Source organism: Nocardia otitidiscaviarum NBRC 14405 (assembly GCF_000308635.1).
GTDB lineage: Bacteria > Actinomycetota > Actinomycetes > Mycobacteriales > Mycobacteriaceae > Nocardia > Nocardia otitidiscaviarum.
The window spans coordinates 16,862-40,846 of record NZ_BAGD01000085.1; the positions used below are offsets into that span (position 1 = coordinate 16,862).

The following is a 23,985-nucleotide window of genomic DNA, read 5'->3' on the forward strand; positions in this document are numbered from 1 at the left end:
CTGAGCGACCGACCCCCGGCCGGACCGACGCTTGTGCCGATGGTCGGCGGAGCGTAATTCCTGATCACGAGCGTTCCAGCAGCGCAAGGCATTCCACGTGATGGGTGCCCGGGAAGGCGTCGAAGGCGCGCAACTCGGTGACCAGGTAGCCCGCGGCCCGGTAGAGGCCGATGTCACGGGCGAAGGCGGCCGGGTCACAGCCGATGTGCACGATGCGGCGGGGTGAGCGCGCCGTGAGTGCCGCGACCACCTCCTTGCCCGCACCCGCCCGCGGCGGATCGAGCACCACGACTTCCGGTGTGGCCGTGGGCTGTTCGGCGATCCAACGCTCGACCCGTTCGGCGCGCAGGTCCACCCACGGCAGGTCGCGCAGGGACGCGGCGCCGTCGGCGACGGCTGTCCGAGCGTATTCGACACCCGACACCGCCCCGGCGGGCCCGACCTGTTCGGCCACCCGCGCCGCGAAAACGCCGACCCCGCAGTACAGATCCCAGGCCAGCGCACCGGGCGAGGCATACGCCCATTCCGCCACCACATCCGAATAGCACTGCGCCGCACCGATATGCGGCTGCCAGAACCCGGTAGCGGACAGCTCCCAGCGGCGACCCGCGACATACTGAACCGCCCGGCCGGTGCCCTCGACCAGGGTCTCGGCACGCGGAGCATGCGCCGCCGCCCGCCGCGCGGCGGCACCCCGGCGATCGTCGCTTCCGCTACCCCGGATATCCCCGATCTGGTCATCTCGCCGGTGATCGCCCGAACCGCCCCGGTAGTCGTGCTCAGCGCTGCCCCGGCGGCGATTGTCCGTGCCAGCGCGGCGATCACGGTCCGCGCCACCGGCTCGGCGACCGTCCGAGCGGTCATGTCGGCGGGGGTCGTTTCCCCGTGCTCCACGGCCGCCGCCGCGACCACCCGGCGCCCGGTATCCGGTTCGCCGATCGCCTCGCCCAGCGTGCCGACCACCTGCCTCGCCGACCTCCGGCGGGGCCAGTTCGACGATATGTCGCTGCCCGTCCCCGTCCACGGCGACAACGAGATCCGCCCCGGGCGTCCACCTGCGCTCGGCGATCCCCGCCATCGCACCGGTCACCGGCTGCGGACAGCGCAGATCGGTGATCACCTCGGTCCCGCGATACCGGTGCACCCCGGCCCGCCCCTCGGCGTCAACGGCCAACCGCACGCGGCCGCGCCAGCCCCGGATCAGTTCCCCGGCCCCGTGATCACCCGGCCGCCCGCCATCCGGAATCGCGGCGGTTCCCGGCACCGAACCGCCGGGCACCGACGCGCCGTCCGCCCACGCCGTGGCGGCCGACGTGTCGCCGGTGCCGCCGGTGGGCACCGGTCCGGAGAACGGCCGCGGCGGATTCGGGCCCGTTGCCCGGCGCAGCGGCCCGAGATCCACCGAAATCGGCTCGACGACGACCTCGGTCTCCCATCCGGCCAGCCGCCGCAACTGCTCGGTGACCACCATCGCCTTCAGCTCACGTTGTGCCTCGGGGGTGGCGTAGGAGAAATCACAGCAGCCCGCGCCGCCGACACCCGAGACCGGGCACAGGGCCGGTACCCGGTCCGGCGACGGCTCCAGGATCTCGAACGCCTCGGCGCGGCAGAAGGAGCCGCCACGGTCCTCGGTCACCCGGACCCGTACCAGTTCCCCGGGCAGACCGTGCCGGACGAACAGCACCCGCCCCTCGTGCCGGGCCACGCAGAAGCCGCCGTGCCCGGGTGGTCCGAGACGTACCTCCAGTTCGGCTCCGCGCCAATCACCCACGCCCGTCACCGAATCCACGCCGAATCGCGCCCGGTGCGCTGACCTCGCCCTCGCGGCGGGCCTTGGCCGAGGAGCTGAGCTGCCACGGCACGCTGGTCACCATGACGCCGGGTTCGAACAGCAGGCGGCCCTTGAGCCGCAGCGCGCTCTGGTTGTGCAGCAGCTGTTCCCACCAGCGGCCCACCACGTATTCGGGAATGAATACGGTGACCACGTCGCGCGGGGAATCCTTGCGCAGCCGCTTCACGTAATCCACCACCGGCTTGGTGATCTCGCGGTAGGGCGATTCGATCACCTTGAGCGGCACCGAGATATCGCTGCGCTCCCATTCCCGCACCAGCGCGCGGGTATCGGGTTCGTCGACGTTCACGGTGATGGCCTCGAGGGTGTCGGGCCGGGTGGCGCGGGCATAGGAGATGGCGCGCTTGGTGGGCAGATGCAGTTTGGACACCAGCACGATGGAGTGGGTGCGGCTGGGCAGCACGCCGTCCCATTCGGTCTCGTCGAGTTCGCGCGCGACCGTGTCGTAGTGGCGGCGAATGAGTTTCATGAGCCCGAAGATGGACGCCATGGTGACGATGGCGATCCATGCCCCCGCCAGGAACTTGGTGACCAGCACGATGATGAGCACCGCTGCGGTCATCGTGAGACCGATGGCGTTGATCACCCGTGAGCGTTTCATCCGCGCCCGCTGCTCCGGATCGGTCTCGGTGCGCAGCAGCCGCGTCCAGTGCCGCAGCATGCCCGTCTGGCTCAGTACGAACGAGACGAACACTCCGACGATGTAGAGCTGGATGAGGTGCGTCACCTCCGCGCCGAACAGCACCACGAAGGCGATGGCCCCACCCGCCAGGAAGACGATGCCGTTGCTGAAGGCCAGCCGGTCGCCGCGGGTGTGCAGCTGCCGGGGCAGGAACCGGTCCTGCGCCAGCACCGACGCCAGCACCGGGAATCCGTTGAAGGCGGTATTGGCCGCCAGCACCAGGATCAGCGCGGTGACGATGGTGATGAAGTAGAACCCGATCGGGAATTCGGAGAACACCGCGTGCGCCAGCTGCGCGATCAGGGTCTTCTGCTCATAGCCCGCGGGCGCGCCGACCAGGTCCTTCACATTCTCCGCGTACACGATGCCGACCCGCTGGGCGAGCACGATCATGCTCATGAACAGTGTGACGGCGATGACGCCGAGCAGCAGCAGGGTGGTGGCGGCATTGCGAGACTTGGGCTTCCGGAAGGCGGGCACCCCGTTGCTGATGGCCTCCACACCGGTCAGGGCCGCGCAGCCGGAGGAGAAGGCGCGCGCGATGAGGAAGACCAGCGCGATGCCGAGCAGATGGTCCTCGTCGGATTGCAGCTCGAAGCCGTAGGACTCGGCGTGCACCGTCTCACCCAGCACGTCGGTGCGGAAGAAACCCCAGATCAGCATGGCGAACATGCCGAACATGAAGGCGTAGGTGGGGATGGCGAACATGGTGCCGGATTCGCGCACCCCGCGCAGGTTCATGGCGGTCAGCAGCGCGATGGCCACCACCGCGAACAGCACCTTGTGCGTAGCCACGAACGGCACCGCCGAACCGATGTTGGAGGCCGCCGAGGAGATCGACACCGCCACCGTGAGCACGTAGTCCACCAGCAGCGCGCTGCCGACGGTGAGGCCCGCCGTGGGCCCGAGGTTCTTGGTCGCCACCTCGTAGTCGCCGCCGCCGGACGGGTAGGCGTGCACGTTCTGCCGGTAGCTGGCCACCACGACCGCCATCACCACCGCGACGGCGAGGCCGATCCACGGCGCGTACACGTACGCCGACAGCCCGGCCACCGACAGCACCAGGAAGATCTCCTCCGGCGCGTACGCGACCGACGACAGCGCATCGGAGGCGAACACCGGCAGGGCGATCCGTTTGGGTAGCAGCGTGTGCCCCAGGGAATCGCTACGGAAGGGGCGGCCCACCACCATGCGTTTGGCGGCCGTCGTCAACTTCGACACTCGAGGCAGCATAAGGCAGCCCGGGGCATGCGTTATTCGCGGCGCGGCCGGGCGGCCGATATGCACCTCTTCGATGTGAGAAATTCTCGTTCCGGTTTGAAAGCATTCAGGAGGGGGAACGTGGCCTCGGAGGAACATGGGCGGTACGGTTGCCCCCCGGACAAGCAACCAGACCGCACACCGCGGTTTTCGGGAATGGGGTTCGAACGGTGTACGTAGTGATCATGGGGTGTGGGCGCGTGGGCTCCTCCCTCGCGCGGGCCCTGGTCCGCATCGGTCACGAGGTCGCGGTGATCGACCAGAACTCGAGCGCCTTCCTGCGCCTGGGCCGTGATTTTCCCGGAATGTGCGTCACCGGTGTCGGATTTGACCGAGATGTCCTGACTCGCGCGGGAATCGAACGGGCAGGCGCATTCGCCGCCGTATCCTCCGGCGACAACTCCAACATCATCTCGGCGCGGGTCGCGCGCGAAACCTTCGGCGTGGAACGCGTGGTCGCCCGCATCTACGACGCCAAACGCGCCGCCGTCTACGAACGGCTGGGCATCCCGACCATCGCCACCGTGCCCTGGACCACCGACCGCTTCCTGCGCACCCTCGTCTCCGACCAGGCCAGCACCTCCTGGCGCGACCCCACCGGCACCGTCGCGGTCACCGAACTCACACTGCACGAGGACTGGTACGGCCGCACCGTCACCGATCTGGAGGGCACGATCGGCGCGCGCGTCGCGTTCATCATCCGCTTCGGACAGGGCGTCCTGCCCACCGGCAAAACCGTGCTGCAGGCGGACGACGCCGTCTACATCGCCGCGACCTCGGGCACCGTCGGCGAGGCCGTCGCCCTGGCCACCACCGCACCCGCCCACGAGGACTGATCATGAAGGTAGCCATTGCCGGGGCCGGAGCCGTCGGCCGCAGCATCGCCCAGGAACTACTGCGCGGCGGCCATGAGGTGATGCTGCTCGAACGCCGCCTCGACCACATCGACCCCACCGTCGCCCCCACCGCCGTCTGGGTGCACGCCGACGCGTGCGAACTGGAACTGCTCGAGGAAGCGGACCTCGAGACCTACGAGGTGGTCATCGCCGCCACCGGCGACGACAAGGTGAACCTGGTGTTCAGCCTGCTCGCCAAGACCGAGTTCGGGGTGCGGCGGGTGGTGGCGCGCGTCAACGACCCACGCAACGAGTGGCTGTTCGATACGTCCTGGGGCGTGGACGTGGCCGTCTCGACACCGCGCCTGCTGGCCTCCCTGGTGGAGGAGGCGGTGTCGGTGGGCGACCTGGTGCGGCTGATGACCCTGCGCCAGGGTCAGGCCAATCTGGTGGAGATCACACTGCCGACCGATACGCCGCTGGCGGGCAAGGCCGTTCGCACCCTCGCCATCCCCCGCGACGTCGCGCTGGTGACCATTCTGCGCGGCGGCCGGGTGATCGTGCCGCAGGGCGACGACCCGCTCGAAGGGGAGGACGAACTGCTGTTCGTCACCTCCGTGGAAGCCGAGGACGAGCTACGGAAGGCCCTCGGCGTCAATGGTTTCGGCTCCGGCACGGCCGCGACCCCGGCGGAGTTCTCCACCGGAGCCGATTTCGCCTCCTGACCCGCTCCGGACCGGATCCGCCGCGGGCGTTCGATCCGGCCCGGCGCTCAGGACGCGGCCCGCAACTCGGCGCGCAGCTTGTTCAGCGCGCGATGCTGCATGACCCGCACCACGCCCGGACTGGTGCCGATCGCCTCCGCCGTCTCCGCGGCCGTCCACCCCAGCACGATGCGCATGACCAGCACCTCACGATGGGTGGGGGCCAGCACCTTCATGAGTTCCCGGGTGGCGGCCCTGGCCTCCGACGCCAGCGCCCGCTCCTCCGGCCCCGCCTCGGTATTCGGCTCGTCCGGGAACTCCGCCACCGGATAGGCCGGGTGCACCTGCGCCCGGCGGTAGGCGTCGGCCACCTTGTTGGCCGAGATGCCGTAGACGAAGGCCAGGAACGACTTGCCCTGGTCGCGGTAGCGCGGAATCGCCTGCACGGTCGCCAGGCAGATCTCCTGCGCCACATCGTCGGTGGTGACGTGCAGATGGGCCGCGCCGCTCATGCGGGCCGCACAGTAGCGGCGCACCAGCGGATACACGATCCGCAGCATGTCCGATACCGCGTGCTTGTCACCGTTGGCGGCCGGTCCGATCAGTTTCTCCAATTCGGCTGCCGCCCGGCGACTCTCCGACGTCGCCGCACTGTTCTTGGAACCCCGCCCCGCCAGATGCCGGCGCGAGGCGCCCTGCGCCGCCGACCCGCGCCCCTCGTCGCGGATGTCCGACGTCGCCGCTGCCTTGCCCTCGGTAACCAACTCCGGTCCTTTCATCGTTTCCTGTCACAAACGATGTTGCTGCGAACCGGAGCGCCGAAATAGGTACCCCAGGGGTGGGTTGGGATCCACCTTTATGCCACCGATGCCCCCAAAGGTGTTGCGTCCGGCGCGCTTCGCGCGATAAGTGCCCCCGGAAACCGGGGCTCGCGCATCAGGGCTTGCGCGCGGGCAGGTGCCCGGCGCGGCGCACCGCCCAGACGGTCACCAGCAGGGCCACCGCCGTCAACGGCCAGCCCATGGCGATGCGGGCCGCGGCCAGCAGCCCCGTGGAGTCGGCGTCGTAGAAGTGGTTCTGCACCACGTAGCGGGCGCTGAACACCACCGCCCACACCGCGGTGGCCAGGTCGTAGAGGCGCATGGCCCGCCGGTCGGACCGCCAGTCGCTGCCGTGGCCGTTCAGGAAACCCCAGATGACACCGGCCAGCGGCCAGCGCACCAGCAGCGACAGCACGAACGCGCCCGCGTACACCAGGCTGGCGTAGATGCCGAACAGGAAGAAGCCCTTGGCCTCACCCATGCGGTAGGCGATGAAGGCGCACACGCCCACCCCGAGGAATCCGGAGATGGCGGGCTGGACCGGATCGCGGCGCACGATCCGCCAGATCAGAATGGCCGTAGCGACCCCCAGGGCCGCCCAGATGGCGGTGGTGAGGCCGCGCCAGGTATTCACCGGCACGAACACCACAACGGGCAGTGACGAGTAGATCAGGCCGCTGAAACCGCCCATCTGCTCGAGCAGCGACTGTTCGACCCGCTCCTCGCGGGCCTCCTCCGCGGCGGCCTCGCGGTCGGCAGCGGCGAGCAGGGCCTGGTCCGCGTCATCGAAAATGGGTCGCTCGGCGGCGGCGAGCGCCGCGTCGTCGACGCTGCCCGGCTGTCCGGCGGTCCGGAAGTTCGTACCCTTGTCGTCGCTGCTCGGTATCGGCATGCCTCAGGATTTCTCGTGGAGTTCGTAGTAGGGGTTGTAGATCACCTTGCCGCCGGCGCGTTCACCGATCCGGCCGCGGACCAGAATCCTACGTCCCGGTTCGATGCCGGGGATGCGGCGACGCCCGATCCACACCAGGGCGATGCTGTCGGTGCCGTCGAAGAACTCCGCCTCGACCTCCGCGCCGGCCGCCTTGGGACAGGCTTCGACACTGCGCAGCCGACCCAGCATGGTGACCTCTTCACCCCGTCGACACTCCGACGCCCGACAGGCCCCCGACGCCTCCGACGTCTCGGCGAGTTCCTCGGCGTCCAATCGATCCAGGTCCTCGGTCAGCCGACGGCTCAACCGCCGGAAATAACCGGAGGGTGTGTCCTTCCCACCCGAGGATGGCATCTCGCACTTCCCTGTAGAGCAAGACGGCGTGGGTCTCACGTCGTCGGGTTTCCCACACGACCGGCTTCGGCCGTACACCGCCACTGTAGAGGTGTGGGCCTGCCCCCGCCACGCGCGCCCGACGTGAGTAGCCTCATCCGGGTGCCCGAGCTACCCCGTCCGGCGATCGCCGTCGCTCTGCCCGGAACCGGATCCGACGCCCACTTCGCCCGGCGTGCGTTCGAAACCGCCTGCGCCGCAGTCGATCTGCCGTTGCACGCGGTCGATCCGGATGCGCGCGGCGTGGTCGCGAGCTACCGTGCGGCCCTGGACGCCGCCGCCCGCTCCGGGCCGGTGCTGATCGCCGGAATCTCACTCGGCGCGGCCGTCGCGGCCGACTGGGCCGCACGACATCCGGACCGCACCGCCGGTGTGGTGGCCGCCCTGCCCGCGTGGACGGGAGCCGACGCCACCGACTGTCCCGCCGCCCGCTCCGCCGCCGCCACCGCCGTCCAGTTGCGCTCCGACGGAATCGACGCCGTGACCGCCCGCATGCGCGCCTCCAGCCCGGCCTGGCTGGCCGACGCCCTCACCCGCTCCTGGCGCGCCCAGTGGCCGGAACTGCCGCGCTTCCTCGACGAGGCCGCCGCCTACGGCTGGCCCGAACCGGACCTGCTGGCGCGCGTGACCGCACCGGTCGCGGTGATCGGCGCGGTCGACGATCCGGTGCATCCGATCACGGTGGCGCAACAGTGGACCGCCCTGCTGCCCCATGGCGAACTGCACCGCATCACCCTGGAAGAACTCGGCGCGGACCCGAGCGTGCTGGGCCGCCGCGGCGTCCCAGCGCTGCTGCGAACCACCGTGCGCCCCACCACATCGGCGTAACCCTTCCCACGGTCACTGTGCCCGATATCGCAATCGGCCCGCTCACCGTCGGTGAGCGGGCCGTATCACACTGCGTCCGTTACTTGTTCGGGGCCGTTCAGCCGTTCAACCCCAGCTGCTGCATGGCCGAACCCTCGGCACCGCGGCGCGGCTGGTCCGGCTCGGTCGGCGCGATCACCGGATGCTGCCCGGTGTTCATGGCCGCCATCTGCGCCGCCACCGCCTGCTGCTGCGCCGCCAGCTGCTGCTGGTGGGCGGCGGCGAGCTGATCCGCGAGCTCCTGCGGCAGCACCACCGGCAGCGGTTCGCGCACCGGCAGCGGCTCGTCGCCGCGCCGGACGATCGTCTCGCCCAGAATCGCCCGCGCCGCCGCCACCAGGGGCTGGCCCTCATCGGCCGCGCCGGAGGGACCGGCCGCGACCAGGCGAACCATCCAGCGGTGGCCGTCCACGCCGATGAAGCGCAGATCCGCGCCCTGGGTCACCGCGTGCAGCTCACGACCCCAGGGCCCCTGCTGGACGGATACCTGCGCGCCGTCCTTGCGCAGCGTGTCCGCCAGATCGGCCGCCACCGACCGCCACTGCCCCGGCGACTTGGGCGCTGCGTAGGCGGCGACGGTGATACGACCGTGCTGAGTGGCCAGGTGCACCGCCTGCGGGCTGCCCTCGGGGGTCATCTCCACCTGGAGCTGGCCGCCCGGCGGCACCGGCACGATCACCGAGCCGAGATCGAGGCGCTGATCGGCGACCTTCGCCAGCAACTCGGACACGTCGTCGTAGTCGTAGGGCCCGGTGCGCTCGGCGAAGTGGGCCGCGGCATCGTCGTAGCCGCTGTCGGCCTCGTCCGCGTACTCGTCGTCGTAGTCGGCGTCCCGATAGTCGGCGTCCTGGTAGTCGGTGTCCCGATACTCGGACTCGTCGTAGTCGATGTACTCGTCGTCGAACCGCTCCTCGGGTTCTCTGTCGGAGCGCTTTCTCTTCCGTCCGAACACCATCGTCATGCCTCCTTGCCGGTCGCCACGCCCGCCCCACCGGACCCCTCGGACAGGCTCGCGTGCCCTCCGCTCGATCCGTATCCTCCCGCGCCCCGAGCGGTGTCGTCGAGCTGCTCCACCTCGACGAAGTCGACCAGCTCCACCCGCTGCACCAGCAACTGGGCGATGCGGTCACCGCGCCGGAGCTCGATGGGGGTACGCACATCATGATTGATGAGGCACACCTTGATCTCGCCGCGGTACCCGGCGTCGACCGTGCCGGGGGTGTTGACAACGGAGAGGCCGTGCTTGGCGGCCAGTCCGGACCGCGGATGGATGAGCCCCACGGTGCCCATCGGGAGAGCGACGGCGATCCCGGTGCCGACGAGCACCCGCTCCCCGGGTTCGATGATGACGTCCTCTGTGGTGCACAGGTCCACACCCGCGTCGCCGGCGTGGGCACGCGTGGGTACGGGGATGCCGGGATCGAGCCGCAGCAACGGAATAGGTGGAATACCGGTCACGTATGCCGAGCCTACGCGTTCCGAGCCGCACCCCTTGACCTAGTCTGGGGTCGTGTCCGACCAGCTCCCGTCACAGGTGACCATGGAACAGCAGCAGACCGCGACCCTCTACCGCGAGCGCCTCTGGGTGCCGCTGTGGTGGTGGCCGGCCGGCTTCCTCGTGGCCGGGCTGCTGGCCGCCGAAATCCACATGGGCGCACCGGGATTGCGGGCATGGCTGCCCTACGCGGTGCTGTTCCCGATAGTGGTGTGGGTGCTGCTGTGGTTTTCGCGACACCGCGTGGAGGTGACGCGCGACGCGGCCGGGGTGCCGGAACTACGCGCGGACCGGGCGCATCTGCCCGCATCGTTCGTGGCGCGGGCGGCGGCGGTGCCCGCCAGCGCGAAGAGCGCGGCACTGGGCCGGCAGCTCGACCCGGCCGCCTATGTCCAGCATCGGGCCTGGATCGGCCCCATGGTGCTGCTGGTGCTGGACGACCCCGACGACCCGACGCCGTACTGGCTGGTCAGTACGCGTCGGCCCGACAAGGTCTTGGCAGCGCTCGGTCGATGACCCCCGTCGGCCGGGCCGCGCTGGTGGACCCGGCAGGTCGTGCGGGGCTCGGTCGAACCCCTGCCGCGTCGGGCCACGCCGAGTGGGCCCCGACAAGGTCGTGCAGCGCTGGTCACAGTGGACCTGGGCTGGTCGAGCCGCGCTGCGGAACTCGACACGGTCCTGACCGCGCTCGGCCGTCCGAGCGCGGACTCCAATTCCCCTCGCCGAACAGTGTCCGGCTCTCAGGCCGCGCAATCCATGCAGATCAGCTGGCCACCGTGCTCCTCGGCCAGTCGGCTGCGGTGGTGCACCAGGAAACAGCTCGAGCAGGTGAACTCGTCGGCCTGCTTCGGGATCACCCGGACCGAGAGCACTTCCTCGGACAGGTCCGCGCCGGGAAGCTCGAACGACTCCGCGGTGTCGGACTCGTCGATATCCACGACAGCGGACGCGGCCTCGTTGCGGCGAGCCTTCAGCTCCTCCAGCGAGTCCTCCGACACTTCGTCGGTCTCGCTGCGCCGCGGTGCGTCATAGTCGGTTGCCATGTCGTCTTCCCCTCGTCCTTACTCCGTATATCCCGGACCGACGCACTTCTCACCGACCCCCTGGAGGGGAATCGGATCGGGGTGCACCGCCCCGCCCGTGGTGTACGTCACGACGCACACCGGTCACTGACCGGTCCGGACCCGGTGGATCCGTCCCTGATCGCGCTCGGTCAACGCAGGACATGCCCTTGTTGTTCCCGAAATCGCACCCCCGATTCACCTCGGATGATCCGATCTGGCCGCCAGACAATAGCGGACCCCACGACAAAAGTCGCAATCAAAACACACACGAGTCGAAACTGAGGGGCAATCGTCACCGTTGCTGAAACTCGCCGAGACCTTCCGCACCGTGAGCGAGACCTTTTCGTAGAGTGTGAGGGTGGTTTCACTGATCACTCGAGGCACCGCGACCGATTCCGAGGGCCGACCCTTCATCCGACGCCGCTGGGAACCGTGGGCGGCGCTGGTGGGTGCGCTCGCCGTGATCTGCCTGCTCGTCTGGTGGGGCGCGCTCACCCGCGACGCGCGCGACTCCGGCGCCATGAGCTGCAACTCCCCCAGCCCCGCGCAGAGCACCGACGCCCCCGCGGCGACCGAACTGGGTCAGCGGGTGTCCCCCTCGCGGCTGCGGGATGTGGAACCGGCGGCACTGGCCCAGACCAAGGTCCGCGTACTCAACGCCAACGGCCAGCGCGGCCAGGCCACCCATGTGGCCTCGCAGCTCAGCGATCTCGGATTCGCGCCCGCGGCAGAGGCTTTCGGTAACGATACGGTGTACGTGAACGGCGATCTGGAGTGCAGCGGGCAGATCCGCTACGGCGTGAACGGCCGCGCGGCCGCCGCCTCCGTGCAGTTGGTGGCGCCCTGCGCCGAACTCATCGAGGACCAGCGCACCGACGAGAGCGTGGACCTGGTGCTCGGCTCGCTGTTCCGCGACGTGCGGCCCAGCACCGACGCCGAGGAGGTGTTGCGTTCGCTGAAGAATCCGGCACCCGGCAGCGAACCGGCCATCGACCCGGCCCTGCTCGACGCCGCCCGGACGGCCAAGTGCTGACCTGAGTTCTCCGAACCTGCCGCCCGGTGGGTTGTCCAGCCCGATCGACGTGGGGCCGTGAACCGTGGTTCACGGCCCCACGCCTGTCCGGCGCCCCAGCCGTGCGATACAGCGCCCCAGCCGTCCCCGTGCCGCCGTCAGCCGCCCGGTATGCCTCAGCTCTCCGGAATGGCCTCGGTCGCGCCCAGCTCCTCCAGCAGCCCGAACAGCTCGTCGGCGATGCCCGGCGCGGCGGCGACCGTCAGCGCGCCCTCGGCACCGGACGCCTCGGGAGCCGGAAGGCGCAGGCGCGCACCGGCTTCCGCCGCGATGAGCGCTCCCGCGGCCCAGTCCCAGAGATTTAAACCGTGTTCGTAGTGGGCGTCCACGCGCCCCTCGGCGACCATGCACAGATCCAGCGCGGCCGCCCCGACACGTCGAATGTCGCGAATATGCGGCAGCAGTTCGGCGATCAGCCGCCCCTGCCGGGTGCGGCGGTGGCGCGCGTAGGCGAAGCCGGTGGCCACCAGCGACATGGCGGCGCTGTCCACGGCATTGCAGCGCAAGGGGATCGGGTCCGCACCGGGTTCGAGCCGGTGCGCGCCCTGCCCCAGCCCCGCGCTGTAGATCACCTCGTGCGCCACGTCGGCCACCGCTCCCGCCAGCGAACGCCCGTCCCGCATGGCCGCCACCGAGACGGCGTAGGCCGGGATGCCGTAGAGGAAGTTCACGGTGCCGTCGATGGGGTCCACCACCCAGTGCACGGCGTCGCCGTCGAGTGAGCCGCCGCCCTCCTCCCCCACCACGCGATCGTGTGGGCGCAGTTCGGCCAGCAGTTTGCGAACCAACTGTTCGGTCTCGGTATCCACGACGGTGACCGGATCGGTCGGCGTGCTCTTGGCCTGCACGGCGTCCGATTCGCGGGCGTGCGGTCCGAAGACCTCGGGGCGGCGGGAGCGCACGTGCGCGGCGGCGGTTTCGGCCAGAAGTACCGCTACACGGCGCAGTTCGGCGATATCGGTCCCATCGGGGCCGTCGGTGGTGTTCGATGCGGTCGAAGTGAAGGTCGAAGTGGAAGTCGAAGTGAAATCGGAGTCCGGCACGCATCCATCGCAGCACAGATCCGGCGAAACGCGCATTAGGCTTGTCGGGCACGACACAGCTCATACGCCGGTGCAGGACGCGATGTGGCGGGCGACCACGATGGTGTACCGGCTTATCAGGAGAGAACGAGGAGAGTCGTCATGTCCGCTCGGGGGCACGCGTTCGGCATCGATATCGGTGGCAGTGGGGTGAAGGGAGCCGCGGTGGATCTCACCGACGGCGAACTGGTCCACGAGCGCATCAAGATTCCGACGCCGCAGCCGTCCACCCCGAACGCCGTCGCCGAGGCGGTGGCGAAGCTGGTCGCCCAGGCCGGATGGGAGGGACCGGTCGGCATCACCCTGCCGAGCGTGGTGATCGGCGGCATCGCCCGCACCGCCGCCAATATCGACCGGAACTGGATCGGCACCGACGCCCGCGCCCTGTTCTCCGCGGCGCTGGGCGGCCGTGAGGTCACCGTGCTCAACGACGCCGACGCCGCCGGACTCGCCGAGGACCGCTACGGCGCGGCGAAGGAACTGACCGGTCTGGTGGTGCTGCTCACCTTCGGCACCGGTATCGGATCGGCGGTGATGTACAACGGCGTGTTGATGCCCAACTCCGAACTCGGACACGTCGAGGTCGGCGGCCAAGAGGCCGAGCATCTCGCCGCCGCGTCGATCAAGGATCGGCTCGGCCTGACCTACCCGCAGTGGGCCGAGGAGGTGAGCAAGGTGCTGGTCACCCTGGAGAATCTGTTCTGGCCGAATGTCTTCGTGGCGGGCGGCGGGATCAGTCGGGATTACGAGCAGTGGATCCCGTTGCTGACCAACAGAACCCCCGTGGTGGCGGCCGATTTGAAGAACACCGCGGGCATCGTCGGAGCCGCCATGGCCGTCGATGCCGGTATCGCACCGTAAGCAGCCAGGTTCGATCGTTACAATGGAACAAGCCCGGCGGTGAGCCGGAAAGCCAACCCGGCGATTGCCGGAACCCCCGACCGAACCGCTCCGCCGGATGACCACTCTGGCGTGACGCCGCACGAAACCGTCACGAAAGGGCGTACGTGGTAGCCACGAATACCCGAGAGACCGCCGAATCGGCCGACGCTGCCGACTCCGCAGACACCACCGCAGCACGGCCGGTCAAGAAGGCTGCCGCTAAGAAGGCTCCGGCCAAGAAGGCCGCTGCCAAGAAGACGGCGGCCAAGAAGACCGCCGCGAAGAAGACCGCCAAGGCGACCAAGGCCACCAAGGCCGCGAAGAAGGCGGCCCCCAAGAAGGCCGGTGAGGGCGCCGACGGCGCCGAAACCGAGAACCTCGACGACGAGTCGTTGGAAATCGACGACCTGGGCGACCTCGAGGTCGACGAGGAGGACCTCGGCGACGAGGAGCTCGAAGTCGAGGACGACGAGGCCGAGGACGAGGCCGAGGAGGCCGAAGCCGAAACCGAGGAGGAGGCCGACGAGCCGACCGCCAAGGACAAGGCGTCCGGCGACTTCGTCTGGGACGAGGAGGAGTCCGAGGCGCTGCGACAGGCCCGCAAGGACGCCGAACTCACCGCCTCCGCCGACTCGGTCCGCGCCTACCTCAAGCAGATCGGCAAGGTCGCCCTCCTCAATGCCGAGGAGGAGGTCGAACTCGCCAAGCGCATCGAGGCCGGTCTGTACGCCACGGAGAAGATCCGGGAGTACGCCGACAAGGGTGAGAAGCTCAACGTCCAGCTGCGCCGCGATCTGAACTGGATCATGCGCGACGGCAACCGCGCCAAGAACCACCTGCTGGAGGCCAACCTCCGACTGGTCGTCTCGCTGGCCAAGCGCTACACCGGCCGCGGCATGGCGTTCCTGGACCTGATCCAGGAAGGCAACCTGGGTCTGATCCGCGCCGTCGAGAAGTTCGACTACACCAAGGGCTACAAGTTCTCCACCTACGCCACCTGGTGGATCCGGCAGGCCATCACCCGCGCCATGGCCGACCAGGCCCGCACCATCCGCATCCCGGTGCACATGGTCGAGGTCATCAACAAGCTCGGTCGCATCCAGCGCGAACTCCTCCAGGATCTGGGCCGCGAGCCCACCCCCGAGGAACTCGCCAAGGAAATGGACATCACGCCCGAGAAGGTCCTCGAGATCCAGCAGTACGCGCGTGAACCCATCTCCCTGGACCAGACCATCGGTGACGAGGGCGACAGCCAGCTCGGCGACTTCATCGAAGACTCCGAAGCCGTCGTCGCGGTGGACGCCGTCAGCTTCACGCTCCTCCAGGACCAACTCCAGTCCGTCCTGGAAACCCTCTCCGAGCGCGAAGCGGGCGTAGTCCGTCTCCGCTTCGGCCTCACCGACGGCCAGCCCCGCACCCTGGACGAAATCGGCCAGGTCTACGGCGTCACCCGCGAACGCATCCGCCAGATCGAATCCAAGACCATGAGCAAGCTCCGCCACCCGAGCCGCTCCCAGGTCCTGCGGGATTATCTGGATTAGCGATCACCGAGATCGGGCCGCCGAGCATCTGCTCGGCGGCCCGATCTCTTTGCGGTTCAACAGATCTCGCAGTGCGGGTGGAGGGCCGAGAGCTCAGGGACTGGTAACGCGGGGTCGCCGGACAGCGTATCGCTGAGCTGCGGCACCCGGCGGAGACTCCTCATCGTGGGTATCGTCGCGTGCCCGACGACTGCGTGTCCCGACGGAACCGTCGAGGGATATCGGTCGCGTCGACTCCGAATCGCCGCCGCATCGGGCTACCGTCAGATCATGGACGCGACAGCGCTGCGCGCCGCCCAGGCGCCGCTGAAAGAGCGATACCGTCAGGACCCCGCCTCCGCGCGCACTCCGCTGCGCGCGACGGGCCGGATCGCTTCGCCGGGGGTCACGTTCGATGTCGGCCAGTTCGCCGGAGTGAGTCGCGCGGGTTTGCACCGCGCCACCGTCGGTGATGGATCGGATGCGTGCTCGGGCGACATGTTGCTCAAAGCAGTGCTCGCCTGCGCGGGTGTGACGCTGCATTCGGTCGCGACGGCGTCCGGTGTACGACTGCATTCGGTGGAGGGGCGTGCCGAGAGCTGCTTCGACGCCCGTGGCACATTGGGTGTCGATCGTGAGGCGCCGATCGGCGTTCAGGATCTGGTGCTCACCTTCACCGTCGACACCGATGCCGACGATGACGCCCTGGCCCGGCTCGCCACGCTCACCGAGCGCTATTGCGCGGTGGGGAGGTCGCTCGCCGTGCCGCCGTCGATCGTGGTGCGTCGACCCTGACACCCAACCGCTTCGGCCAATACTGGAGGCCCGGGACGTTGCCTCACCCCGAGCCGCGCTACCGACCGGCAGCCAGTACGGCCGCGAGACCTTCTCGCAGATCCTCGACGAAATACTCGGGTACCTCCAGCGACGGGAAGTGTCCCCCGGTGCCGGGTTCGGTCCATCGAACGATCCGCCGGAAGCGCTGCTGTGCCCAAGGGCGCGGGCACTTCTCGATATCGCGGGGATACACCGTGATCGCCGACGGGACGTCGACGCGCAGTTCGGGGTCGAGCGAGTTGTGGCTCTCGTAGTAGATGCGGGCCGCAGACGCGCCGGTCCGGGTCAGCCAGTAGAGGGTGACGTCGTCAAGGATTCTGTCCCGGGAGATCGCCTCGAAGGGGCTGTCCTCGGTATCGGTCCACTCGGCGAATTTGTCGAGAATCCAGGCGAGCAGGCCGACCGGTGAGTCGACGAGCGAGTAGCCGATGGTCTGCGGGCGCGCCGCCTGTTGCTTCGCGTACGCCGCGCGGCGGCTGCCCCAGAAGTCGCGGGTTTCCTCGGTCCAGGCGCGCTCGGTCGCGGTCAGCCCGTCCGTGGTCAGTCCGGGCGGTGCCTGCGGGGTCACGGTGTGGATGCCGAGAACGTGGTCGGGGAATCTGCCGCCGAGGACCGTGGTGATCACTCCGCCCCAGTCGCCGCCGTGGGCCACGAATTCGCGGTAGCCGAGTCTGCCCATCAGTTCCACCCATGCGGCAGCGATCTTTTCGATTCCCCAGCCGGTGGTGGCGGGCTTGTCGCTGTAGCCGAATCCCGGCAGCGACGGGACCACGACGTGAAATGCGGGAGCCGCAACGTCTTTCGGTTCCGCCAGCTCGTCCACCACGTCGACGAACTCGGCGATACTGCCGGGCCACCCGTGCGTGATGATCAGCGGGGTGGCGTCCGTACGTGTGGATCGGCGGTGCAGGAAATGGACACGAATACCGTCGATGGTCGTGCGGAACTGGCCGATCCGGTTGAGGCGCGCTTCGAACGAGCGCCAGTCGTATCCGGTGCGCCAGTAGTTCACCAGATCGACGAGATCCGCGAGGGGCACGCCCTGGTCCCATCGCCGTGGGTCGGGCGCGGGGCGATGGACCGTCTCGGGTTCCGGCAGCCGCGCTGCGGCCAACCGCGCGCGCAGATCGTCGAGTTCGGCATCGGGTGCGTGGGCTTCGAATGCCTGTACATCGCTGGTCGGTCGGGGCATGAGACCTCCTAGCCATCGTAGAACCGGCTTAGCCGGTTCTAACACGGCCCAATCTCGACGCGCAACCGGCTAAGGTGGTTCCATGGCTGCCCGGTTCCCCGATTTCCGTCTCGGCACTGTGCTGGCAACCAGCTTCACGGGAACGCTGTCGGAGCGTCACGGCGACGCCGTGGAGCGCATTCCCACCCCGCAACGACTCGTCGACTGGCTGGTGGTGAACGGACTGGCCGTGGATTCCTGCACCGTCGCCCAGCTCGAGCTCGCTTGGGAACTACGAGAATCCATTCACGCCGCCGCGACCGCGGCCGCGACCCACGCTCCCCTCCCAACCGCAGCAGTCCGAGTCATCAACGACCGCAGCGTTCACGGCCGAGCCGCACCGATCCTGACCCCCGACGGCAACCGGCAATGGCGGCTCAGCGCACCGTCCTGCGTAGAAGACGCCCTGGGCGTCATCGCCGCCGACGCGATCGACATCCTGGCAGGCGAACGCGACGGAAGACTGGCCCTGTGCGCCTCCCCCACCTGCCGAGCCGCCTTCTTCGACACCAGCCGAAGCCGCACCCGCCGCTGGTGCGACATGAACACCTGCGGGAACCGCCAGAAGAAGGCGCGCTTCCAAGCCAACCAAAGCAACTCGACAAGATAGCCTTCGACGGGACGCCCGGCGATCACCGCGGCCAAGGCTACGTCCGCCGCCGTGATCTCCCCATGCGTGAGTTACTGCCACATCAAGGTCTACGAGCACCGAGCGGCGATCTCGCGGTGCCCGTGCCGAACCGGCGGCCTCCACGGCGCGGGGAGCAAGCGCACGTGCGGAACTCGCGCCTTACCGGACTTCTCGCTTGTCCGCGCCAGTGCGCGACTGCATAGGATGGGCGGCTCGCGAAGGGAGTGGAGATGCCAGCCGATCAAGCCGATGGCTTGGGGATGTGCGCGTTGACAGGTGACGACGATGACGAACCCTGGGGCATCGCGCACGATGTCCGGGGACTTTTCGCAGTACGGTCCGAGGGACAGCTGCTCGAGGTCGAGCTTCTGGGCTGTAACCCACAGGGGAAACTGCGGAAGTGCCTGGGGTCCTTGGCTGCTGACGGAGTCCGTGTCGGTGGTGCTTCTCTGGACGTTCTCGACTCCAACGGTGTTTCCATGGGCTCCTATTTCGTCTCCGAGATGACGGTAACCACGGCTCGTCCGTCGAGCCCGGATTCGGGTTCGGTCGATCTCGGCGTGACGCTGTACTGCGATAACGCGCGTTTCGGTGGCGAATGGGTATGGAACCTGAGCCGTGACGGTGGAATGAACCGTCGCGACATCTGGCAACGGCTCGACACCGAGAACAGGATCGCGTGGTTGGCGGTGGCACTCTGGACAAGTGCCTACCAGCGCCGAGGCAGGCCGGATTCTGGCCCGGGTCAAGTCTTCACGCTGGATGGACACGCTGTCACCGATATCGTCAGCTTCTACTGCGCGCTCGGTGAAGCGATCAACGGCCCCGGGGGCTATTTCGGCTGGAACCTCGACGCTCTGTGCGACTGCCTGCGCGGCGGATGGGGCGCCTCCAACCCATTCACCCTGGAATGGCTGCACTCCGACGTAGCACGGAAGCATCTGCTGACGGACCCAGCCGTGGATGCCGGGCGAACCTTGTTCGATCTGCTCTTGGAGATCTTCGATGAGAACGGTATCGAGGTCATCCTGCGATAGCGGTCCCGCCCGAATGCGCCCATCGCGATGCGGGCGCAGACTTTCGCCGCGTTCGGTCAGCGCTTGTCTGCTGCGATTGCTACGGCCCGCACCCCGATTGAACACGGCCTTCGCCCGCAGGTGCCACGGCAGTCCTGAAGCGAGCGTTCAGCGGTATGGGTCATGTGCTGGCCACTCCGGCGCTGCCGACCCGGCGGTCCGCAGAATGCCCTTGCCAGCATCGGTCAGAATGCTGGTGGTGGGGTCGTGTGTCGGCCCCTGCCGATCCCGTCGGTCGTTGTGTCAGGGCGAGAGCTACGGCGCGGCCCTCCTGCGCGGCGTTGCATGGCTCCGACCATCTGGAGACGACTATCGGAACGCACTGCCTAGCGGCGCTGTGTGAAGGTCGCGAACCGCTCGGCGATCCGCTCCGGAAACTCCCCGTTGATCGCGTGTGACGCGCTCGCCCACACCTCGACGTCCGCGCCGGGGATCCGCCGCGCGGTCGCCGCGGCCCGTTCGGCGTCGTGAACGATGCTGCGCCCGGCCAGAATTGCCAGCACCGGGACCTTGATTACCGTCAACTCCGCCTCGGTCGGTCGCGCTGGCATGGGCTGGGCGCTGTGGAAATCCCGCATGCCCGAGGCGATCAGCCTGCCCTCGGGCACCGAATCGTCTACCTCCGCGCCGCCGGAAATCCAGCCGAGCAGCCGATACCGCAGGCGCATAGGCATTCCGGGCAGCACGCTGCCCAGCGAAACGACGATCATCTTCCAGCTCAGGGGTGCGAAGGTGTTCGCGGGATCCAGCAGCGTCACCGTGGCCACGGATTCCGGCCGATGGATCGCGACCCGCGTCGCGAGCCACCCGCCGATGCTCACTCCGAGCAGATGCGGGCGGTCCAGCCCGAGCCCGGCGATCGCCTCGGCCACCCAGGTCGCCTGATCCTCCGGGGTGACCAGCGGTGCGAGCTGCGTGCTCGCACCTGGTTCGCCGATACTGTCGATGGACCACACCGTCCGGTCGGCGAGCAACGCGGGCAGATTGGCCCGCCACATCGGTGTCGAGGCCTGCCGACCCGACAGCAGCACCAGCGGGCGGCCACCGCCGCTCCCGAATCGGTACGCCCGCACCGGACCGAATGATGTCGATACCGCCACCATCTCATCCGGTACGGGCATCGCTGCCATGCCGTCGCGGTACGCGGCGGCGAAGCGGTCGAACCCGGCGCGATCGGCGAAGTACCCCACCGCCTCAGCCGGTCTACCGATGTTCGGCGAGAGGAAGTACTCGTCGGCTGCCATGACACTCAGCCTAGGCTGACCACACCGCCCAGGCGGTTACCCGCACCGCGGCCACACCGGAGGCTTGCGGAGAGCGCTGGACCGCTGCCTCCGGCCTCGCGATAGCCACCGGGTCATCCGCACACACGGACCGCACCGAGCCCCGATAGCGGAGCGCGAACGCGATCGGCTTCGTCTCGACCGTCACGTCCGAGCCCGCCGACACCCGCCGAGCAGCAGCCGAATCGAGAGACGGCCTCGCGCGCACCGACGACCCCGTCGGGCGCATCGACGGCGAACAGCGGCGACGAGTGCGTTAACCTCGACAGCTGTAGCTCGGCATTTCTCAGGCGCGCACCATATGTGACTCGACCGAGAGGACAGCTGTGAGGGCGCTGCGGTATGTGGCCGTCGGTTCGGAGCCGGAGGTGCGGGAGGTTCCACGGAAATCCGCCGCCCGTGTGGGTTTCGGTATCAGCCCGTACGAGGCGGCGGTCAGCGCACCGTACCGGGGTGCCCGCGCCGAGCTGATCGAACCGATCGACCTGGCGCACGAGGGCGTCCTCGACATCGCGGTGGAACGCTTCACCCTCGACGACGCACCCGAGGCGTCTCGGCGACCGGCCGCGGGCACCCTGCGCGGCCGAGCCGTCATCGTGCCGTAATCCGTCCACTACCAGCCACTTCCGCCGACCCGAGAGGTATCAACCGATGTGGCTTCGCTGCGTGCTGCCGATCCTCGTCACCCTGCTGGCCGGGCTGTACTCCGCGACTCCCGCCGCCGCGGACACCGGCCGCGAACCGGTGCTGCTCATCCATGGCTGGCGGGGATCGGTGGCCCAGTTCGACGCGATGCGGTCGGCCCTGGAACGAGACGGGTACCCGGTGTACGTGGTCGACCTGCCGGGGGACGAGAACCTCGCCAATGCCCGCACCATCGCCGAGGTCGCGGAGCGGGCCCGGCGCGCGCACGGCCACGAACGGGTCAGCCTGGTCGGCCACAGTATGGGCGGACTGTCCGCGCGCCACTATCTGAGATTCCTCGGCGGCACCGACACCACCCGCGGCTACATCTCCATGGGCACTGGTCAGCGCGGCTACGCTCCCGCCTGCCTGCTGGCACCCGACCAGGGCGGTCAGATGTGCCCGGTGAACCCGTTCATCATCCAGCTCAATACCGGGGATCCCACCCCCGCGCCCGTCACCTACACCTTCCTCAACAGCTCACGCGACGCCACTCGCCACGACGTCATCGGCGAAAACTGGTGCCGCGCCGAGATTCCCGATGTGGAGCACGCCGACGAACCCGGCGATCCGAAGTTCATCGCCGCCGTCCGTGACGCCCTCGTCGGGCGTTGCCCCGCCTGATCCACGCCTACAGTCCTCGGCCGCGTCGAGCATCCGATGGAACCGGCCCGAACGCGCCCAGTGTCACCGGCGGGCACACGTCCGTGCGGTTCCAGCAACTCGAGCGCATGCAGCCCCGGTCGATTCGCCCGTGAATTGCCCGCCACCTGCGGAAACTTCGAGCTATCACCAATTGGAACGAGTTTCGAGGAAAAATGGCCTTTCAATTTCACAAAGCCGCTACCGGGCGGTAAGGTTCGCGCTCGATCGCGGCGGTGAAGCGCCAAAGCCCTGTTCCGGCAATGGAGTTCGTGTGCTCGAAATTCATCACTTCAGCTACGGGTGGGTGACGCCCGTGCTGGCCTATGTCATGTCCGTCACGGGCTCGCTGCTCGGACTGCGATGTACGGCACGGGCACGGGCCGGTGGTGGACGGCGCGGGTGGTTGATCGCGGCGGCGGTGGCCATCGGGGGCACCGGGATCTGGGTGATGCACTTCATCGCCATGCTCGGATTCTCGATTCACGGGGCCACGATTCGCTACGACATACCCATCACGCTGTTGAGCGCCGGGATCGCCATGGTGGTGGTGTGGCTGGGACTGTCCATCGTGACGCGGGAACGGCGGGGACGGTGGGAGCTGCCGGTGGGCGGCGCGATCACCGGAACGGGCGTGGGTGCGATGCACTACGCCGGAATGTACGCCATGAAATCGGATGCGATCGTCCGGTACGACCCGGCGCTGGTCACGCTGTCCATGGTGATCGCGGTGGTGGCGGCGACGGTGGCGCTGTGGTTCACGCTGCACATCAACGGAATCCTCGCCACCATCGGCGCGGCCCTGATCATGGGTGTGGCGGTATGCGGCATGCACTACACCGGCATGGCGGCCATGAGCGCGCACCATGCGGCGAACCCGACCACGCCCTCCGGCGCGGGAGCCATGGAGTTGCTTGCGCCGCTGATGATCTCGGTGAGCATGGTGACCCTGGTCCTGCTCATCCACGTGGGACTGACCGAGGTGGACGAGCGCAGCCGCCGCGAGACGCTGCCGCGGACGCCGGCGCCCGAACCGTGGTCGCTGGCCGGCAGCAACCCGGCCGCACCCCGGACCACGACTACGCAGCCGCCCCGCTACCGACCCTGACCGCCGGGTCCGCCCCGGCCCAGGATGCTTTGCGCAGCAACCACTCCAGTGGCCCCTGGTCGAAGCGGCTCAGCCACCACCGGGAGACCACCCCCTGAACCGCGAGGATCAGCAGACACAGCACGACCGTATGCGACCAGGCCCGCGGCGCGTCCGGAACGATGCCGAGGAACCGCGCGGCGAAGCGCAGGCCGACCACGATGAGGGTGGCCGCCACATAGTTGGTGAGCGCCGTGCGGCCCAGCGCCGCCAGCACCGGGGTGATCACCGCGAAAGCCCTTGTGCGAGTGAGCATCGACACGAGGCAGGCATAGGTCGCCGCCATGAGCAGCCCGACGGCCGCACCGGCCTCCGGATGCCCCCACTGCCACAGGACTCCGGCGGCGCTGGCCGATACCAACACCAGCGCGGCTGTCGGCAGTGCCTGGCCCGCAACGGCTTCCCATCGTCGCGGCAGATCGGCCAGGCCCGCCGCGAACCCCAGCAGGAACAGCCCGGGCACCAGCACCAGGCCACCACCCTGCGCGACCCCGGCGACGGTGAGCAGCGCACCCGCCGCACCGGTCACCGGGATCGCCCACCGCTGCGGCAGGAAGGTCGACGGCAGCAACACCGTGAGCCCCGCGATGGCGTACGGCAGCAGCGCTTCCCCCGGTTGCAGCAGTTGATGGAGCGCACCCAGCGCCGCCAGAGCGAGAATCCGCCGCAGCAGCACCACGCGCGGCGCCGCCGCCCGGCGGCGTGCCGAGCGCCACATGAGCGCGAAGCCGATCCCGAACAGCAGCGAGAACAGCGGGAAGAACCGCCCGTACACGGCGAGTTCCAGCACCCGCGGGACGGGGTCGAGCGCACCGTCGCGCACCGGCTCGAGCCGCAGTATGGCAGGCGCATTGGCGAAGAGGATTCCGCACAGCGCGAATCCACGCAGGACATCGAGGCTCGGCAGTCGTCGCATGCCCTCATGCTGGCCGCCGTGGCATCCGTCCGGCATCGGCCGAACGGCCGGTATCCGCTCACCCGCGTCGGCCG

Annotated in this window: 24 protein-coding genes and 1 pseudogene; 13 read left to right on the forward strand and 12 right to left on the reverse strand. The window is 68.9% G+C overall.

Annotated elements, in window-relative coordinates; genetic code table 11:
- Positions 1-64 precede the first annotated feature (64 nt).
- Together ON31_RS18825 and ON31_RS18830 are read right to left on the reverse strand one after the other, a co-directional pair.
- Positions 65-1,771, reverse strand: coding sequence for a class I SAM-dependent RNA methyltransferase (locus tag ON31_RS18825; protein WP_039815554.1), 1,707 nt, complete (start codon positions 1,769-1,771; stop codon positions 65-67).
- The gene (locus ON31_RS18830) at positions 1,764-3,755 is read right to left on the reverse strand and encodes an APC family permease (protein WP_039815447.1); all 1,992 of its coding nucleotides are present in this window, start codon (positions 3,753-3,755) and stop codon (positions 1,764-1,766) included. Before ON31_RS18830 ends, ON31_RS18825 begins: the two co-directional genes overlap by 8 nt.
- Before the next feature lie 209 nt (positions 3,756-3,964).
- Between ON31_RS18830 and ON31_RS18835 the strand changes: the two genes are divergently transcribed.
- Positions 3,965-4,630: a potassium channel family protein gene (locus ON31_RS18835; protein ID WP_039815448.1), complete on the forward strand. Its 666-nt coding sequence runs from the start codon at positions 3,965-3,967 to the stop codon at positions 4,628-4,630.
- A gap of 2 nt (positions 4,631-4,632) precedes the next feature.
- A complete protein-coding gene (locus tag ON31_RS18840) occupies positions 4,633-5,355 on the forward strand; it encodes a potassium channel family protein (protein WP_051037466.1) in 723 nt (240 codons plus the stop codon).
- Positions 5,356-5,402: 47 nt separating this feature from the next.
- Here the strand turns inward: ON31_RS18840 and ON31_RS18845 are convergent, their stop codons facing one another.
- From ON31_RS18845 to ON31_RS18855, 3 genes are all read right to left on the reverse strand, one after another.
- Positions 5,403-6,113: a sigma-70 family RNA polymerase sigma factor gene (locus ON31_RS18845; RefSeq protein WP_081592564.1), complete on the reverse strand. Its 711-nt coding sequence runs from the start codon at positions 6,111-6,113 to the stop codon at positions 5,403-5,405.
- A gap of 157 nt (positions 6,114-6,270) precedes the next feature.
- Positions 6,271-6,846, reverse strand: a complete 576-nt coding sequence (locus ON31_RS18850; RefSeq protein ID WP_039815559.1) for a DUF3159 domain-containing protein — start codon at positions 6,844-6,846, stop codon at positions 6,271-6,273.
- Positions 6,847-7,050: 204 nt separating this feature from the next.
- On the reverse strand, positions 7,051-7,443 hold the full coding sequence (locus ON31_RS18855; RefSeq protein WP_029924106.1) for an OB-fold nucleic acid binding domain-containing protein: 393 nt from the start codon (positions 7,441-7,443) through the stop codon (positions 7,051-7,053).
- Between the two features lie 141 nt (positions 7,444-7,584).
- On the opposite strand from ON31_RS18855, the gene ON31_RS18860 reads away from it, so the two are divergent.
- Positions 7,585-8,310 carry an alpha/beta fold hydrolase gene (locus tag ON31_RS18860; protein WP_039815449.1) on the forward strand — a complete coding sequence of 242 codons (726 nt, stop codon included), beginning with the start codon at positions 7,585-7,587 and terminating at the stop codon, positions 8,308-8,310.
- 97 nt (positions 8,311-8,407) lie between these two features.
- On the opposite strand, the gene ON31_RS18865 is transcribed toward ON31_RS18860, so the two are convergent.
- Both ON31_RS18865 and dut read right to left on the reverse strand, forming a co-directional pair.
- The gene (locus ON31_RS18865) at positions 8,408-9,301 is read right to left on the reverse strand and encodes a DUF3710 domain-containing protein (RefSeq protein ID WP_039815561.1); all 894 of its coding nucleotides are present in this window, start codon (positions 9,299-9,301) and stop codon (positions 8,408-8,410) included.
- A gap of 5 nt (positions 9,302-9,306) precedes the next feature.
- Positions 9,307-9,807: a dUTP diphosphatase gene (gene dut / locus ON31_RS18870; protein ID WP_029924103.1), complete on the reverse strand. Its 501-nt coding sequence runs from the start codon at positions 9,805-9,807 to the stop codon at positions 9,307-9,309.
- 82 nt (positions 9,808-9,889) lie between these two features.
- Here dut and ON31_RS18875 point away from each other — a divergent pair, with 82 nt between their 5' ends.
- Positions 9,890-10,360, forward strand: coding sequence for a DUF3093 domain-containing protein (locus ON31_RS18875; RefSeq protein WP_039815563.1), 471 nt, complete (start codon positions 9,890-9,892; stop codon positions 10,358-10,360).
- A gap of 224 nt (positions 10,361-10,584) precedes the next feature.
- Here the strand turns inward: ON31_RS18875 and ON31_RS18880 are convergent, their stop codons facing one another.
- On the reverse strand, positions 10,585-10,887 hold the full coding sequence (locus ON31_RS18880; RefSeq protein WP_029924101.1) for a DUF4193 domain-containing protein: 303 nt from the start codon (positions 10,885-10,887) through the stop codon (positions 10,585-10,587).
- Between the two features lie 379 nt (positions 10,888-11,266).
- Between ON31_RS18880 and cei the strand changes: the two genes are divergently transcribed.
- Positions 11,267-11,941: an envelope integrity protein Cei gene (gene cei / locus ON31_RS18885; protein WP_039815451.1), complete on the forward strand. Its 675-nt coding sequence runs from the start codon at positions 11,267-11,269 to the stop codon at positions 11,939-11,941.
- Positions 11,942-12,096: 155 nt separating this feature from the next.
- On the opposite strand, the gene ON31_RS18890 is transcribed toward cei, so the two are convergent.
- Positions 12,097-13,023 carry an inositol monophosphatase family protein gene (locus ON31_RS18890; protein ID WP_370450423.1) on the reverse strand — a complete coding sequence of 309 codons (927 nt, stop codon included), beginning with the start codon at positions 13,021-13,023 and terminating at the stop codon, positions 12,097-12,099.
- A gap of 141 nt (positions 13,024-13,164) precedes the next feature.
- Between ON31_RS18890 and ppgK the strand changes: the two genes are divergently transcribed.
- The 3 genes from ppgK (at position 13,165) to ON31_RS18905 (ending at position 16,259) form a co-directional block, all read left to right on the forward strand.
- A complete protein-coding gene (gene ppgK, locus ON31_RS18895; protein ID WP_039815452.1) occupies positions 13,165-13,923 on the forward strand; it encodes a polyphosphate--glucose phosphotransferase in 759 nt (252 codons plus the stop codon).
- Positions 13,924-14,069: 146 nt separating this feature from the next.
- Complete coding sequence (locus tag ON31_RS18900) at positions 14,070-15,485, forward strand: RNA polymerase sigma factor (protein WP_039815454.1); 1,416 nt, start codon at positions 14,070-14,072, stop codon at positions 15,483-15,485.
- A gap of 270 nt (positions 15,486-15,755) precedes the next feature.
- The gene (locus tag ON31_RS18905) at positions 15,756-16,259 is read left to right on the forward strand and encodes an OsmC family protein (protein WP_039815456.1); all 504 of its coding nucleotides are present in this window, start codon (positions 15,756-15,758) and stop codon (positions 16,257-16,259) included.
- Positions 16,260-16,317: 58 nt separating this feature from the next.
- Here ON31_RS18905 and ON31_RS18910 read toward each other — a convergent pair whose 3' ends face one another.
- Positions 16,318-17,493 carry an epoxide hydrolase family protein gene (locus ON31_RS18910; protein WP_039815458.1) on the reverse strand — a complete coding sequence of 392 codons (1,176 nt, stop codon included), beginning with the start codon at positions 17,491-17,493 and terminating at the stop codon, positions 16,318-16,320.
- A gap of 82 nt (positions 17,494-17,575) precedes the next feature.
- Between ON31_RS18910 and ON31_RS18915 the strand changes: the two genes are divergently transcribed.
- Both ON31_RS18915 and ON31_RS38580 read left to right on the forward strand, forming a co-directional pair.
- Positions 17,576-18,142 (forward strand): CGNR zinc finger domain-containing protein, encoded by a 567-nt coding sequence (locus ON31_RS18915; RefSeq protein ID WP_039815460.1) that lies wholly within the window; start codon positions 17,576-17,578, stop codon positions 18,140-18,142.
- Positions 18,143-18,921: 779 nt separating this feature from the next.
- Positions 18,922-19,200, forward strand: a complete 279-nt coding sequence (locus ON31_RS38580) for a barstar family protein (protein ID WP_370450459.1) — start codon at positions 18,922-18,924, stop codon at positions 19,198-19,200.
- Positions 19,201-19,565: 365 nt separating this feature from the next.
- Here ON31_RS38580 and ON31_RS18925 read toward each other — a convergent pair whose 3' ends face one another.
- Positions 19,566-20,492: an alpha/beta fold hydrolase gene (locus ON31_RS18925; protein ID WP_039815464.1), complete on the reverse strand. Its 927-nt coding sequence runs from the start codon at positions 20,490-20,492 to the stop codon at positions 19,566-19,568.
- A gap of 419 nt (positions 20,493-20,911) precedes the next feature.
- Between ON31_RS18925 and ON31_RS18935 the strand changes: the two are divergent.
- The 3 genes and pseudogenes from ON31_RS18935 to ON31_RS18945 form a co-directional block, all read left to right on the forward strand.
- A pseudogene (locus ON31_RS18935) lies at positions 20,912-21,127 on the forward strand (NAD(P)-dependent alcohol dehydrogenase); the annotation flags it as partial.
- Between the two features lie 46 nt (positions 21,128-21,173).
- The gene (locus ON31_RS18940; RefSeq protein WP_051037467.1) at positions 21,174-21,830 is read left to right on the forward strand and encodes an esterase/lipase family protein; all 657 of its coding nucleotides are present in this window, start codon (positions 21,174-21,176) and stop codon (positions 21,828-21,830) included.
- Between the two features lie 292 nt (positions 21,831-22,122).
- A complete protein-coding gene (locus ON31_RS18945; RefSeq protein ID WP_039815470.1) occupies positions 22,123-22,956 on the forward strand; it encodes an MHYT domain-containing protein in 834 nt (277 codons plus the stop codon).
- Here ON31_RS18945 and ON31_RS18950 read toward each other — a convergent pair.
- The gene (locus tag ON31_RS18950) at positions 22,928-23,911 is read right to left on the reverse strand and encodes a DUF418 domain-containing protein (protein WP_218007357.1); all 984 of its coding nucleotides are present in this window, start codon (positions 23,909-23,911) and stop codon (positions 22,928-22,930) included. The two genes, ON31_RS18945 and ON31_RS18950, sit on opposite strands and share 29 nt — an antisense overlap.
- Positions 23,912-23,985 lie beyond the last annotated feature (74 nt).

Coding starts and splice junctions, on each gene's coding strand:
- ON31_RS18840 (WP_051037466.1), top strand. CDS start 4,633: ATGAAGGTAGCCATTGCCGGGGCCGGAGCCGTCGGCCGCAGCATCGCC.
- ppgK (WP_039815452.1), top strand. CDS start 13,165: ATGTCCGCTCGGGGGCACGCGTTCGGCATCGATATCGGTGGCAGTGGG.
- ON31_RS18910 (WP_039815458.1), bottom strand. CDS start 17,493: ATGCCCCGACCGACCAGCGATGTACAGGCATTCGAAGCCCACGCACCC.
- ON31_RS18940 (WP_051037467.1), top strand. CDS start 21,174: ATGTGGCTTCGCTGCGTGCTGCCGATCCTCGTCACCCTGCTGGCCGGG.
- ON31_RS18875 (WP_039815563.1), top strand. CDS start 9,890: ATGGAACAGCAGCAGACCGCGACCCTCTACCGCGAGCGCCTCTGGGTG.
- ON31_RS18915 (WP_039815460.1), top strand. CDS start 17,576: ATGGCTGCCCGGTTCCCCGATTTCCGTCTCGGCACTGTGCTGGCAACC.
- ON31_RS18880 (WP_029924101.1), bottom strand. CDS start 10,887: ATGGCAACCGACTATGACGCACCGCGGCGCAGCGAGACCGACGAAGTG.
- ON31_RS18855 (WP_029924106.1), bottom strand. CDS start 7,443: ATGCCATCCTCGGGTGGGAAGGACACACCCTCCGGTTATTTCCGGCGG.
- ON31_RS18905 (WP_039815456.1), top strand. CDS start 15,756: ATGGACGCGACAGCGCTGCGCGCCGCCCAGGCGCCGCTGAAAGAGCGA.
- ON31_RS18845 (WP_081592564.1), bottom strand. CDS start 6,113: ATGAAAGGACCGGAGTTGGTTACCGAGGGCAAGGCAGCGGCGACGTCG.
- ON31_RS18850 (WP_039815559.1), bottom strand. CDS start 6,846: ATGGGCGGTTTCAGCGGCCTGATCTACTCGTCACTGCCCGTTGTGGTG.
- ON31_RS18950 (WP_218007357.1), bottom strand. CDS start 23,911: ATGCGACGACTGCCGAGCCTCGATGTCCTGCGTGGATTCGCGCTGTGC.